Origin of the sequence: Methylobacterium sp. 1973 (assembly GCF_040545035.1) — a bacterium.
Taxonomy (GTDB): Bacteria; Pseudomonadota; Alphaproteobacteria; order Rhizobiales; family Beijerinckiaceae; genus Methylobacterium; species Methylobacterium fujisawaense.
Genome location: NZ_JBEPLA010000003.1, coordinates 428,531 through 440,593, shown reverse-complemented (window position 1 = coordinate 440,593; position 12,063 = coordinate 428,531). Strand labels below are relative to the sequence as shown.

The window sequence follows — 12,063 nt, the reverse complement described above, 5'->3', positions numbered from 1 at the left end:
CGATGCGGGAACGCTCCGGCGGGGCGGCATCGACCGCGGTCGGATCGCGCGGGTCGCCAACCCTTGCCGATGCCCGGAGGATGGATGGCGCACCGGAACTCTGTCCCGCTGAGCGCCATCGTCCTCGGCATTGCCGGCCTCATTCCCTTCCTGGGATTTGCGGCCCTCGCGGTCTCCGGTACCGATGGCGGCCTGAGCAGCATCGGCCTGTCGCCGCGCACCATCCTGTCGGCCTACGGTGCGGTGATCGCCTCGTTCCTGGGCGGGATCCGCTGGGGCGCGGCCGCGGCGCGCAATGCCGGCAACGGCGATTATCTCGTGGCCATCGTGCCGTCCCTGGTGGCCTGGGCGGCAATGGCGGCGCCTGCACCCTGGGACCTGCGGATCCTCGGCGCCCTGGTGCTCGCCTGGGGGCTGATCGATCAGGATCTGCCCCGCCGCGGCCTCGTTCCGCTCTGGCTCGGCCGGATGCGCCTCGTCCTTTCGGGGGTTGCCGGGGCCGCGCTCCTCGTGGCGGCATGAGGCCGGCGCGGAGACCGGGAGACGAGCGCCGTGCGCCGTCAGGTCTCGCGTGTCATCTCGCGCAGGAGCTTCAGGACCGCGTCACGGCGTGCCGGTGACTTGATTGTCCGGAACAAGGCGGCAGCCTCGGCGGATTGCTCGTCAATCTGATCCTGCTCTATCCCTGCGAGCCGATCGTTCTGCAGGAAATAGGTCGGGCAGACGTTCAGCGTGACTGCGATCCGTTCCAGAAGCCAGCGCGTCGTCGGCGGGGTCACGTCGTCTGTCATCCCGTTGAAACTCGCGTTCTGCCCGCTGGACCGATTCAAACGGCAGAGCTTTCCGCCGCCACCCTAGCCTTTCAGCGTCGGCGATGCCATCCTCAGGTTGCGCTCGATGTATCATTTGTCGCAATGCGTGCACCAACGTTGAGATCGGGCATGCCGCATTCGAAGCACCTGGACAGGACCTTCAGCGTGTTGCGCGATCTGGAGCGGGCTGCGGCGCCCGACGAGATCGCGCGATTGCTGGTCGACGCCTTCACCCGCTACGGGGTGTCGTACGTGATGGCCGGGATCGTTCCGACGCCCGGCCTGCCGACGCGGCGGCATGCCGGATTCGTCCTCACGAGCACCATGCCGGAGGGGTGGGCACGCCGGTACGTGACGCGGGGCTACGCGCTCCATGATCCCACGGTCCGGCGGCTCTGCACCAGCGCGACGCCCTTCGACTGGAGCACCGTGCCGCCGGACACGCCGATGGCGAGCCGCATCATGAACGAGGCCGGCGATTTCGGTATCCGCGCCGGCATCACGATCCCGTTCGTGACCCTCGATGGCGAGCCGGGCGGGATCAGCGTGTCCGGGGATCGGATCGAGATCGATCCGGCCGAGCGCGTCGCGGTCAATCTGGTGGCGACCTACGCGGTCGGCCAGCTCCTGCTGATGAACAGCCGCCCCTCCGCGCAGGCGCCGGCACGTCTCTCGCCGCGGGAGCGCGAGGCCCTCCAATGGGCGGCCGAGGGCAAGACCGATGTCGAGATCGGTATGGTCATGGGCATCACGGCAGCCGGGGTCGACTACCATCTGCGCTCGGCGCGGGCGAAGCTCGATACCGTCAACCGCGCCCACACCGTGGCGCAGGCGCTGCGTGCCGGCCTGATCACGTAGGGCCGGCACGGTCGGCTCCGGAGCGCGCGCGAGCGCGACCCGCTCGGGCCCGGCAAGGTCTGGACCGGTGGGCGCTCACGCACGCAAACCCTACGGTTTCTCGTAGTACCCAGGTCTTCGCGAAACGAAGAAAACCCACGTCAATCCAACGTGAGGTTACTTCGTGATCCATATCGTCACCCCCGCCAACGCGCATCGCTACGCCGATGCGATGGAGCAGGCCTGGCGCCTGCGCCACGACATCTTCGTGGCAGAGAAAGGCTGGACCGAACTCGCCCGCCCGGATGGCCGGGAGATCGACCAGTTCGACACGCCGCATGCAGTCCACTTCCTCGCCATGGAGGGCGACGCCGTCATCGGCTACAGCCGGCTGCTGCCGACAACGCGCCCGCATCTTCTGTCCGATGTCCTGCCTCAGCTCTGCGAGGTCGAGCGGCCGGTCGGCCCGCAGATCTGGGAATGGACCCGCCAGGGCGTGGCGCGCTCGCACCGCGCGAAGGGCCGTGTGGTCAACCCGGTCTCGATCGCGCTGCTCACCGGCATCGTCGAATGGGGGCTCGCCCACGGGGTCAACAGCCTGCTGCTGCAGATGCCGACCCTCTACATGATCCACGTGATCCAGCTGCATTTCCGCCCGCAGCCCCTTGGCCTGCCGGTTCAGATCGCCGGCGAGGAGATCATGGCGGCCACCGCCCGGTTCGATGCCCGAACCCTCGCCAAGCTGCGCGCGGTCCGCGGCGACAGCAACTCGGTCCTGGTTTCCGAACCCGCTTACCTGGTGGCTTGAGGATGATGTTCGACAGCAAGGATGTGGCCCTGGACGCGCTCGCCGCACAGTGCCTGCGGGTGCGCGAACTCGTCGACACGGTCGGAGACCCGCTGATGCGGGCCGCCATCGACCTCCTGCTTCTCGAGGTCGCCCGGGCCCTGGCCGAGACCAGCCCGCAGGAGCGCGCAGGCGGGGCGTGAAGCGGTCGCCGGCGGACCGCCCATACGAAACGGCGGGCGTCCCTGAGGACGCCCGCCGCCCTTCGTCCGGAGTTCAGGCGCCCATCGCCGTCTTCAGGTTCTGGTCGACCTTGTCGAGGAAGCCGGTGGTCGAGAGCCACTTCTGATCGGGGCCGACCAGGAGCGCGAGGTCCTTGGTCATGTGACCCGCCTCGACCGTGTCGACGCAGACCTTCTCCAGGGTCGCGGAGAACTTGGCGAGATCGTCGTTGCCGTCGAGCTTGGCCCGGTGCGACAGGCCGCGGGTCCAGGCGAAGATCGACGCGATCGAGTTGGTCGAGGTCTCGCGGCCCTTCTGGTGCTCGCGATAGTGGCGGGTGACGGTGCCGTGGGCAGCCTCGGCCTCCACGGTCTGGCCGTCCGGCGTCATCAGCACGGAGGTCATCAGGCCGAGGGAGCCGAAGCCCTGCGCGGCCGTATCGGACTGCACGTCGCCGTCGTAGTTCTTGCAGGCCCAGACGTAGCCGCCCGACCACTTGAGGCACGAGGCGACCATGTCGTCGATCAGGCGGTGCTCGTAGGTGAGGCCGAGCGCCTTGAACTTTGCCTCGAACTCCTCCTCGTAGACCTTCTGGAACAGGTCCTTGAACCGGCCGTCATAGACCTTGAGAATGGTGTTCTTGGTCGAGAGGTAGACCGGGTACTTGCGCGCCAGGCCGTAGTTCATCGAAGCGCGGGCGAAGTCGATGATCGACTGGTCGAGGTTGTACATCGACATGGCGACGCCGGCGTCGGGGAACTTGAACACCTCCTTCTCGATGACCGTGCCGTCATCGCCCTCGAACTTGATGGTCAGGCGGCCCTTGCCGGGCACCCTGAAGTCGGTGGCACGGTACTGGTCGCCGTAGGCGTGGCGGCCGATCACGAAGGGCTGGGTCCAGCCGGGGACGAGGCGCGGCACGTTCTTGCAGATGATCGGCTCGCGGAAGATCACGCCGCCCAGGATGTTGCGGATCGTGCCGTTGGGCGACCGCCACATCTCCTTGAGGTTGAACTCCTTCACGCGGGCCTCGTCCGGCGTGATGGTGGCGCATTTCACGCCGACGCCGTGGCGCTTGATCGCCTCGGCGGCGTCGACCGTGACCTTGTCGTTGGTGGCGTCGCGGTGCTCGACGCCGAGGTCGTAGTATTCGAGATCGACATCGAGATAGGGGTGGATCAGCTTGTTCTTGATCTCGGCCCAGATGATCCGGGTCATCTCGTCGCCGTCGAGCTCGACGACGGGGTTCGCTACCTTGATCTTCGCCATGGACCGATGCCTTCCCGCGTTGTCCCCGCGCACGGCATGCAAGGGCCGTGCGGTCGTCGACCCGAGTGCCCTGTGGGGCGCCCCAGGCCGGAATCGCCCCGCGACATAGCGCGGGCCACCCGGCGACGGAAGGCGCGCACTGTCATCCGGCCGGCTTCGTCACCCGACCCTCGACGGCGCGGGGCTGCCCGTGTCAGACGGCCCGCATGACGAGCCGAGACGTGCCGGGCGACGCCCCGAGGAAGGTCACCGAACTCCCGCCGGGGATCGCCCCGGCCGTGATCCTGGTGGAGCCGCAGCTCGCCGAGAATATCGGCATGACGGCGCGCGCCATGGCGAATTTCGGCCTGTCGGAGCTGCGCCTCGTCAATCCGAAGAACGGCTGGCCCAAGAAGGGGGTGCGCGAGGCGGCCTCCGGTGCGACGCACGTCCTGGACCGGGCGACGATCTTCGGCAGCGTCGCCGAAGCCATCGCCGATTGCCGGTACGTGCTGGCGACCACGGCGCGGGAGCGCGGGCAGATGAAGCGGGTCTTCGCCCCCGAGGAGGCCATGGGCGAACTCGTGGCGCGGGAAGGGCAGCGCACCGCGGTGATGTTCGGCCGCGAGCGGGTCGGGCTCACCAACGACGAGGTGTCGCTCGCCGACGCGATCATCACCTTCCCGGTCTCACCGGATTTTCCGTCGCTCAACCTCGCGCAGGCGGTGCTGCTTGTCGGCTACACGTGGCGGCAGGCGAGCGGCCGGGCCCAGCTGCCCTTCTCGGGCGAGCTTCTCTCGCCGCCGGCGACCCGCGAGGCGCTGGTCGCCCTGTTCGGAAGCCTCGAGGCCGCGCTCGACGCGGCGGGCTTCTATCCGCCGGAGAAGAAGGAGATCATCGCCCGCAACATGCGCGACATGCTCCACCGCATGAGCCTGACCGAGCAGGATGTGCGGACGTTTCGCGGTGCCCTGCGGGCCCTGACCCGCAAGGGAGTCTGATCAGCCGGAGGCCGACTTCATCTCTGGAGGCTTGCCGCCGCCGAAGCATCGGCCGACCGCCTCCCAGAACGCCGCCTGCTCCTCGGGGGTGCATTGCGCCATGCGCGCCTCGACCTTGGCGCGGCCGGCCACCGCATCGGGCGTCGCGGCCACCTCGGACTCGCTCGGGTTTCTCGCCTCGGCCATGGGCAATCCTCCGTTGCAGAACGAAAGCTCAGCTGGGCCGTGCGGTTCCGTTCCGCGGCGCAATCGGGCATGGAGTCGGCGGTTCGCGGAGCGGCTGCGCGGCAGCGGGGCGAGGGCGGGGTATCGGGTGCGGCTCAGCGTGGACAATCTGGCCTGCCGCCGCTCCGGCCGCCGCATCTTCTCCAACCTGTCCTTCGCCCTCGGACCGGGCGATGCCCTGGCGATCACCGGGCGGAACGGCGCGGGCAAATCGAGCCTGCTCGCCATCCTGTCGGGCCGGTTGCGGGCCGATGCCGGGCGGATCGCCGTCGCCGAGGTCGGGGAAGCGAGCCTGCCCGAATGCCTGCATGCCGTCGGCCATCGCGACGGATTGAAGAGTGCCCTCACGGCGGGCGAGAACCTCCTGTTCGCGCAGCGGCTCCTGGGTGCGCCGCGCCTGGATCCGCGCGACGCGCTGGAGCGGCTCGGCCTCGGTCACGCCCACGATCTGCCGGTGGCCTATCTCTCCGCGGGACAGCGGCGGCGTGTGGCCCTGGCGCGGCTCCTCGTCTGCGCCCGGCCGCTCTGGCTCCTGGACGAGCCCACCGCAGCCCTCGATACGGCCTCGCAGGCGGTGCTCGCCGAACTGATGGAAGGACATCGGGCCGGCGGTGGCCTCGTGATCGCCGCCACCCACCAATCCCTCGGCCTCGCCGGCGCGTCGGAACTGCGCATCGAGGCTTCCGCCGCGGCGCCCGTGGCCGACGTCCCCGAGGATTGGGCATGATCCGCGCGGTCCTCGCCCTCATCGCCCGCGACCTGCGCCTCGCCGGCCGGGTCGGCGGCTCCGGTGCCCTGTCGCTGGTCTTCTTCCTGATGATCGTCGCCCTGGTGCCCTTCGCGCTCGGGCCGGACCTGAACCTGCTGTCGCGGATCGGTCCCGCGATCCTGTGGCTGGCCGCGGTGCTGTCGACCCTGATCGGCCTCGACCGCCTGTTCCAGGCCGACGAGGAGGACGGTTCCCTCGACCTGATGACCGCCGCGCCGGTGCCCCTCGAACTGGTGGTGCTCGCCAAGGTGACGGCCCATTGGCTGACCACCGGCCTGCCGCTCGCGCTCGCCGCGCCGCTGTTCGGTCTGCTGGTGGCCCTCGACGGTACCGCCATGGGCGCTTCCGCGCTGACGCTGCTCGCCGGCACGCCGGCTCTCAGCTTCATCGGCGCGGTGGGCGCCGCGCTCACGGCCTCGATCCGGCGGGGCGGACTGATCCTCGCCGTGCTGGTTCTGCCGCTGATGATCCCGACGCTGATCTTCGGCATCTCGGCCGCGCAGGCGGCGAGCGGGGGGACGGTGCCGTTCCTCGTCCCGCTGGCCGTGCTCGGAGCACTGACGTTGATCGCTGCCGTGGTCGGAACGCTGGCGGCGGCGGCGGCGCTGCGTTGGCCGGAATAGCCGAAGCTCTCTTGCGCAACGCGGCCAGCACTCATCGTTGCGCCAGCAGTGCCGGCTTCTTCGTTCCGATGTCTTCGGTCGGGCCGGTCGAATGCTGTCCGGGTCCTCGGCAGTGGACGAAGCCGGTGACCGGATTTGGCTCCGGGCGCGTTGACGCGCGGCGCCCCCCTCACTATAGAAGCCGCTTCGCCGAGAGGCCGCGCTTTCGCGCGCGCTGCGTCTCGGCCATCGCCAGACAACCTGACGCGACGACCGATTTCCGGCCAAGCCGGCCCGTCGGCATCGCCCGACGAGAAACACGAGGACTTACATGGCCAACACCGCTTCGGCCAAGAAGATGACCCGCAAGATCGCCAAGCGCACGGCGATCAACCGCTCGCGCCGCTCGCGCATGCGGACCTTCGTCCGCAAGGTCGAGGAGGCCATCGCCACCGGCAACCAGCAGGACGCGCTCGCCGCCCTCCGCGCCGCCGAGCCTGAGATGATGCGCGCCGCCCAGCACGGCATCGTTCACAAGAACAACGCCTCGCGGAAGGTCTCGCGCCTCGCCGCCCGCGTGAAGGCGCTGGCCGCCTAACGCCCACGCACCACCGAGACGGTTTCAAGCCCGGCCTTCGCGCCGGGCTTTTTCGTGCGCGCTGTCCGGGCGCGATGGCTCGATGCCGGCTGCGTGCGCCCGCCGAAACCGTTAACCCTATCCAAGAATCAACGCGATTGCAGAGTCCGGAAACGGCGTGTAGCTTAACAGAAACTGACACCGGACAAGCAAAACACGACGATTTCGGGACTCAAGCGAATCAATCTGATTCGCCAAGACTCTAGCGCCCGTGTTCAGCCGTGCCGGGAACACTTCCGAATGGGAATCCGCGCCGTCCCCACAAGTCCCACTGTTAAAGGAACCGTAGGTAATTGTTGATAGGCTCTCCCAATCGGCAAAAGTTCCTCGCGGTGGGGTTGACTCCGTCCAGGGGACTCTGTCCCGCCGGTTCTTGCGGGACGCTGAGGGCGTAAATCGTGCGTACGCGCGGACTGCGGACTTCCGCGGGCCGCGTCGGGAGAGCCAGTGATGCGTGTCGACGGAACGGTGGCGAGTGACGACGACGGGGGCCGCAGCGGCGGCGGCACTGTGGATTATGGGTCTGCCTGGGCCCGGGTGAAGCGTCGGCTGCGGGCCGAACTCGGCGAGGATGTGTTCGCGAGCTGGTTCGCCCGCCTCGAGCTGGAGGCCGTCGCCGGCGGGACGGCCCGGCTGACCGTCCCGACCCGCTTCCTCAAGAGCTGGATCGAGTCGCATTACCTCGACCGCGTCCTGAACACGTTCAAGGCCGAGGTCGAGGAGATCGCGCGGATCGAGGTCGGCGTCCGCGGCACCGGGGCCCCGGCCCGTCCTGTCGCCGCCGGCGTCGCCAAGCCGGGCCCGGCCAGCGGTCCGCTCGCCCGCCTTCACGCCACGAGCGCGCCGATCCCGATCGCCGCCGTTGCGCCCGCAGCCGAGGCGCGCAATGCCGACGCCGGAGGCGACCTCAGCGGCACGCCCCTCGACGCGCGGCTGACCTTCGCGAGCTTCGTGATCGGGCGCTCCAATGCCCTGGCGCATGCCGCCGCCGAGCGGGTCGCCAACCACCAGGGGGAGGGCGCCCTCTACAATCCGCTCTATCTCCATGCCGGCGTCGGGCTGGGCAAGACCCACCTGCTGCACGGCATCGGCCACGCCGCCCGCGAGGCCGGCCGCCGGGTGATCTACCTGACCGCCGACCGGTTCATGTACGGCTTCGTCAATGCCCTGAAGACCCAGTCGGCGCTCGCCTACAAGGAGCGCCTGCGGGGCATCGACCTTCTGATCCTCGACGATGTCCAGTTCATCCAGGGCAAGTCGATCCAGGCCGAGTTCGGCCACACGATCAACGCGCTCATCGATGCCGGCCGCCAGGTCGTGGTCGCGTCCGACCGGCCGCCGACCGAGCTTGAGGCTCTGGACGAGCGCGTGCGCTCGCGCCTGGGCGGCGGCCTCGTCGTCGAGATCACCGCCCTCGACGAAGCCCTGCGGGTCTCGATCCTGTCGGCGCGGCTTTCCGCGGTCCGGGCCGCACATCCGGGCTTCGACGTCTCGCCCCAGGTGGCAACCTACGTAGCCCGGGCGATCACCGCCAACGGCCGCGACCTCGAAGGTGCGGTGAACCGCCTGCTGGCCCACGCGACGCTAACGGGCACCGCCGTGACGATGGAGACCGCCGAGAGCGCGATCCGCGACCTCGTGAAGAATCGCGAGCCGAAGCGCATCAAGATCGAGGACATCCAAAAGCTGGTCGCCTCGCGCTACAACGTCTCACGGTCCGACATCCTGTCGGAACGGCGCACCGCCGCGGTGGTGAAGCCGCGTCAGATCGCCATGTATCTGTCGAAGGTCCTGACTCTGCGCTCCCTGCCGGAGATCGGCCGCCGCTTCGGTGGCCGCGACCACACCACGGTGCTGCACGCCGTGCGCAAGATCGAGAAGCAGATCGGCGAAGACGCGGTGCTCGGCGATGAAGTCGAGCTCCTGAAGCGGATGCTTCAGGACTAGTCGAACCTGCATGACGTCCCGGACGAACCTGCTCTCGACCGAGCAGATTCGCTCCGGATCGGCCGCGGGACCGTCCCCCGTGGCCTGATCGGGAAGGCGTCCGGACCAGCAGCGCCCCATCAGACCCCGATGCCACGCGCCCTCTGCCGGTCCCTCCCTCCAGGACTGGCCGGGGGCGCGCGCCCCGTGGCAGACTGGCGCGAATGCAGACGGCCCTGTAAGGCCGCGTCGTCGACCGGCGACAATCAACGCCCCGGGGAGTGCTGATGACGGACGCCTTCATCTACGACCACGTTCGCACGCCGCGCGGTCGCGGCAAGGCGGACGGCGCCCTCCACGAAGTGACCGCGCTCCGGCTGGCCGAGACGGCGCTGCGCGCCCTCAAGGTCCGCAACGGGCTCGACACGGCCCTCGTCGACGACGTGATCCTGGGCTGCGTCGATCCGGTCGGGGAGGCGGGCGGCGACATCGCCCGGGCCGCGGCCCTGGTGGCCGATTACGGCGCGCATGTTCCGGGTGTGCAGATCAACCGTTTCTGCGCCTCGGGCCTCGACGCGGTGAACTTCGCCGCCGCACAGGTCATGAGCGGTCAGCACGAGATGGCGGTGGGCGGCGGCGTGGAATCGATGAGCCGCATCGGCATCGGCGCCTCGGGCGGCGCCTGGCCGGTGGATCCGGCGATCGCCATCAAGTCCTATTTCATGCCGCAGGGAATCTCGGCCGACCTGATCGCCACCAAGTACGGCTTCACCCGCGACGCGTGCGACGCCTACGCGGTCCGCTCGCAGGCGCGCGCGGCGAAGTCCTGGGAAGACGGCCTGTTCGACCGGTCCGTCGTTCCGGTCCGCGACGTGAACGGCATCACCCTGCTCGACCGCGACGAACACATGCGCCCGGGCACCGACATGCAGTCGCTGGCCGCCCTGAAGGCGTCGTTCGTGCAGATGGGCCAGATGGGCGGCTTCGACGCCGTGGCGACGGACGCGCATCCGGACGTGGAGAGCGTGGATCACGTCCATCATGCCGGCAATTCCTCCGGCATCGTCGACGGTGCGGCCGCCGTGCTGATCGGCTCCCGGGCGGCCGGCGAGGCCGCGGGCCTGCGCCCGCGCGGCCGGATCCGGGCCTTCGCCAATATCGGCTCGGACCCGGCCCTGATGCTCACCGGGCCGGTGGACGTCACCCGCAAGATCCTGGCGAAGACTGGCCTGAGCCTGTCGGATATCGACCTGTTCGAGGTCAACGAGGCTTTCGCGGCGGTGGTCCTGCGCTTCTGCCAAGCCTTCGACCTCGATCCGGAGGTCGTCAACGTGAACGGCGGCGCCATCGCCCTCGGCCACCCTCTGGGCGCCACCGGAGCGATGATCCTCGGCACGGCCCTCGACGAGCTGGAGCGGACCGGCAAGGAGCGGGCGCTGATCACCCTGTGCATCGGCGCCGGCATGGGAACCGCCACCATCATCGAGCGGGTGTGAGCCATCGCGTGCACGGGAGCGGCGTGCCGCCGCTCCCCAAAGTCCGGGAACGCTGCTAGAGGCGCGGTCGACGCTCGGCCCGTCTCTGGGCCGGACGATAAAACAACGGGAGACAAGCCCTTGAACCGCCTGTTTGCGACGCTCTGTCTGGGCGTCACCCTGAGCCTGCCGGTCGCTGCGCGCGCCGATGATGCGGCGGACCGCGTGGCCGCGGCCACCACCCTCGTCAACAAGACCCTGATCAAGAACCTTCAGACCGGGTTCAACGTCGCCCTCGAAAAGACCGTGGCGGCAATGCCGGAGGCGCGCGCCGAGGCCGTGCGCAAGGAACTCCTGACCGAGTTCGACAAGCAGCGCGCCCTCATGGTCGAGGGGCTGTCGAAGGATTACGCCGAGAAATTCAGCCTCACCGAACTGAAGCATCTCGATGAGATCTACTCGGACCCGACATACCTCAAGTTCCAGACGATGAACGCCGATCCGAACTCCTCGGTGACCGCGATCTCGCAGAACTCCGTCACCAAGCTGCTGAACATGCTGGCGGTGGCCGCGGCGACCGACAACACACCCAAGCCCGGCGCGGCGCCGATGCCGCCCGTGCCGCCGGCCGCGGCGCCTGCTCCGGCTCCGAAATAGCCGACGGGAGGCCGCGCGCGTGAGGCCGATCTCAGGCGGCGCGCGCGGCTGTCACGGGCGCGAAGCCCGCGACCGGGGGGAGCGCTTTCAGAAGGGGCTTGGCGAAGTGGTAGCCTTGCACGAGCGTGATCCCGATACTGCGCAGGGCGGAGAGTTCGGCAGCGGTCTCGACGCCCTCGGCGAGCACCGTCACGCCGAGGGCGCGGGCGATGCCGACCACACCCGACACGATGGCGTACCGTCCGGCGTCGCCGTCGAGGCCGCGCAGAACGTCCATGTCGATCTTGATCAGATCGGGACGGAAGTTGGCGAGCAGGCTCAGCCCCGCGAAGCCGGCGCCGAAATCGTCGAGGGCCGTCAGGAATCCCTGCTTCCGATAGGCGGCGACGATGTCCTTCACGTGCCCGATGTCCCGGAAGCGTTCCTGCTCGGTGAACTCGAACATGATGCGTTGATGGGCGAAATCGATGCGTCGCGCGGCCTCCAGCGAGGCGCGGATGCAGGCATTCGGCTCATAGACCGCGTTCGGCATGAAGTTGATCGAGAGACGCGTGGTGCTGTCGCGGGGAAACAGCGCCCCGGCGAGCTCGATCGCCTTGACGCGGGCGGCCTGATCGAACTGGTATCGCGTTTCGTCGGTCACCTGGTCGAGGATCGTATAGGCGGATTCCCCATTCGGGCCGCGCACCAGCGCCTCGTAGGCCCAGACGGAGTCGTCTGCGAGATCGAGGATCGGCTGGAACGCCATCGTGAAATCGAAGTCGAGCGTGGTGCCGGCGCGACAGGCGCGGCAGCCGGAGTCCTTCGTCATGTGCAGCTTTCGGTTCTTCTCGCCGACGCCGCCACCATGAGCGTCGGCGCTCAA

General features: G+C 68.9%; 15 protein-coding genes. 11 read left to right on the top strand and 4 right to left on the bottom strand.

Going from position 1 to position 12,063, the window contains the following annotated elements; all coding sequences use genetic code 11:
- Positions 1-84: 84 nt before the first annotated feature.
- On the top strand, positions 85-522 hold the full coding sequence (locus tag ABIC70_RS09080; protein ID WP_043346119.1) for a DUF3429 domain-containing protein: 438 nt from the start codon (positions 85-87) through the stop codon (positions 520-522).
- A 38-nt stretch (positions 523-560) separates the two neighbouring features.
- Here the strand turns inward: ABIC70_RS09080 and ABIC70_RS09075 are convergent, their stop codons facing one another.
- Positions 561-791: a hypothetical protein gene (locus ABIC70_RS09075; RefSeq protein WP_075382091.1), complete on the bottom strand. Its 231-nt coding sequence runs from the start codon at positions 789-791 to the stop codon at positions 561-563.
- A 150-nt stretch (positions 792-941) separates the two neighbouring features.
- Here ABIC70_RS09075 and ABIC70_RS09070 point away from each other — a divergent pair, with 150 nt between their 5' ends.
- From ABIC70_RS09070 to ABIC70_RS09060, 3 genes are all read left to right on the top strand, one after another.
- The gene (locus tag ABIC70_RS09070) at positions 942-1,670 is read left to right on the top strand and encodes an autoinducer binding domain-containing protein (RefSeq protein WP_354439489.1); all 729 of its coding nucleotides are present in this window, start codon (positions 942-944) and stop codon (positions 1,668-1,670) included.
- A 163-nt stretch (positions 1,671-1,833) separates the two neighbouring features.
- The gene (locus ABIC70_RS09065) at positions 1,834-2,457 is read left to right on the top strand and encodes an acyl-homoserine-lactone synthase (protein ID WP_043346116.1); all 624 of its coding nucleotides are present in this window, start codon (positions 1,834-1,836) and stop codon (positions 2,455-2,457) included.
- Positions 2,458-2,459: 2 nt separating this feature from the next.
- Positions 2,460-2,639, top strand: a complete 180-nt coding sequence (locus tag ABIC70_RS09060) for a hypothetical protein (protein WP_043346115.1) — start codon at positions 2,460-2,462, stop codon at positions 2,637-2,639.
- Positions 2,640-2,712: 73 nt separating this feature from the next.
- On the opposite strand, the gene ABIC70_RS09055 is transcribed toward ABIC70_RS09060, so the two are convergent.
- Positions 2,713-3,927 (bottom strand): NADP-dependent isocitrate dehydrogenase, encoded by a 1,215-nt coding sequence (locus tag ABIC70_RS09055; RefSeq protein WP_354439488.1) that lies wholly within the window; start codon positions 3,925-3,927, stop codon positions 2,713-2,715.
- A 206-nt stretch (positions 3,928-4,133) separates the two neighbouring features.
- Here ABIC70_RS09055 and ABIC70_RS09050 point away from each other — a divergent pair, with 206 nt between their 5' ends.
- Positions 4,134-4,907, top strand: a complete 774-nt coding sequence (locus tag ABIC70_RS09050; RefSeq protein ID WP_354439487.1) for an RNA methyltransferase — start codon at positions 4,134-4,136, stop codon at positions 4,905-4,907.
- Here ABIC70_RS09050 and ABIC70_RS09045 read toward each other — a convergent pair whose 3' ends face one another.
- Positions 4,908-5,093, bottom strand: coding sequence for a hypothetical protein (locus ABIC70_RS09045; RefSeq protein WP_043346103.1), 186 nt, complete (start codon positions 5,091-5,093; stop codon positions 4,908-4,910).
- A gap of 127 nt (positions 5,094-5,220) precedes the next feature.
- Here ABIC70_RS09045 and ccmA point away from each other — a divergent pair, with 127 nt between their 5' ends.
- The 6 genes from ccmA (at position 5,221) to ABIC70_RS09015 (ending at position 11,198) form a co-directional block, all read left to right on the top strand.
- Positions 5,221-5,859, top strand: coding sequence for a heme ABC exporter ATP-binding protein CcmA (ccmA, locus tag ABIC70_RS09040; protein ID WP_354439486.1), 639 nt, complete (start codon positions 5,221-5,223; stop codon positions 5,857-5,859).
- Entirely contained in the window at positions 5,856-6,524 is a 669-nt protein-coding gene (gene ccmB / locus ABIC70_RS09035; RefSeq protein ID WP_354439485.1) for a heme exporter protein CcmB, read from the top strand. The genes ccmA and ccmB overlap by 4 nt, the downstream gene beginning before the upstream one ends.
- 310 nt (positions 6,525-6,834) lie before the next feature.
- Positions 6,835-7,101, top strand: a complete 267-nt coding sequence (gene rpsT, locus ABIC70_RS09030; RefSeq protein ID WP_007561677.1) for a 30S ribosomal protein S20 — start codon at positions 6,835-6,837, stop codon at positions 7,099-7,101.
- Between the two features lie 489 nt (positions 7,102-7,590).
- Positions 7,591-9,087: a chromosomal replication initiator protein DnaA gene (dnaA, locus tag ABIC70_RS09025; protein ID WP_043346098.1), complete on the top strand. Its 1,497-nt coding sequence runs from the start codon at positions 7,591-7,593 to the stop codon at positions 9,085-9,087.
- A gap of 266 nt (positions 9,088-9,353) precedes the next feature.
- Positions 9,354-10,562, top strand: coding sequence for an acetyl-CoA C-acetyltransferase (locus tag ABIC70_RS09020; RefSeq protein WP_354439484.1), 1,209 nt, complete (start codon positions 9,354-9,356; stop codon positions 10,560-10,562).
- A gap of 120 nt (positions 10,563-10,682) precedes the next feature.
- The gene (locus tag ABIC70_RS09015) at positions 10,683-11,198 is read left to right on the top strand and encodes a hypothetical protein (RefSeq protein WP_043346096.1); all 516 of its coding nucleotides are present in this window, start codon (positions 10,683-10,685) and stop codon (positions 11,196-11,198) included.
- A gap of 31 nt (positions 11,199-11,229) precedes the next feature.
- Here ABIC70_RS09015 and ABIC70_RS09010 read toward each other — a convergent pair whose 3' ends face one another.
- Positions 11,230-12,009, bottom strand: a complete 780-nt coding sequence (locus ABIC70_RS09010; protein WP_043346107.1) for an EAL domain-containing protein — start codon at positions 12,007-12,009, stop codon at positions 11,230-11,232.
- Positions 12,010-12,063 lie beyond the last annotated feature (54 nt).

Bases quoted from the DNA above. Each gene is read 5' to 3' on its own strand.
- ABIC70_RS09080 (WP_043346119.1), top strand. From the start codon at position 85: ATGGCGCACCGGAACTCTGTCCCGCTGAGCGCCATCGTCCTCGGCATT.
- ABIC70_RS09075 (WP_075382091.1), bottom strand. From the start codon at position 791: ATGACAGACGACGTGACCCCGCCGACGACGCGCTGGCTTCTGGAACGG.
- ABIC70_RS09070 (WP_354439489.1), top strand. From the start codon at position 942: ATGCCGCATTCGAAGCACCTGGACAGGACCTTCAGCGTGTTGCGCGAT.
- ABIC70_RS09060 (WP_043346115.1), top strand. From the start codon at position 2,460: ATGATGTTCGACAGCAAGGATGTGGCCCTGGACGCGCTCGCCGCACAG.
- ABIC70_RS09055 (WP_354439488.1), bottom strand. From the start codon at position 3,927: ATGGCGAAGATCAAGGTAGCGAACCCCGTCGTCGAGCTCGACGGCGAC.
- ABIC70_RS09050 (WP_354439487.1), top strand. From the start codon at position 4,134: ATGACGAGCCGAGACGTGCCGGGCGACGCCCCGAGGAAGGTCACCGAA.
- ABIC70_RS09045 (WP_043346103.1), bottom strand. From the start codon at position 5,093: ATGGCCGAGGCGAGAAACCCGAGCGAGTCCGAGGTGGCCGCGACGCCC.
- ccmB (WP_354439485.1), top strand. From the start codon at position 5,856: ATGATCCGCGCGGTCCTCGCCCTCATCGCCCGCGACCTGCGCCTCGCC.
- rpsT (WP_007561677.1), top strand. From the start codon at position 6,835: ATGGCCAACACCGCTTCGGCCAAGAAGATGACCCGCAAGATCGCCAAG.
- dnaA (WP_043346098.1), top strand. From the start codon at position 7,591: ATGCGTGTCGACGGAACGGTGGCGAGTGACGACGACGGGGGCCGCAGC.
- ABIC70_RS09020 (WP_354439484.1), top strand. From the start codon at position 9,354: ATGACGGACGCCTTCATCTACGACCACGTTCGCACGCCGCGCGGTCGC.
- ABIC70_RS09010 (WP_043346107.1), bottom strand. From the start codon at position 12,009: ATGACGAAGGACTCCGGCTGCCGCGCCTGTCGCGCCGGCACCACGCTC.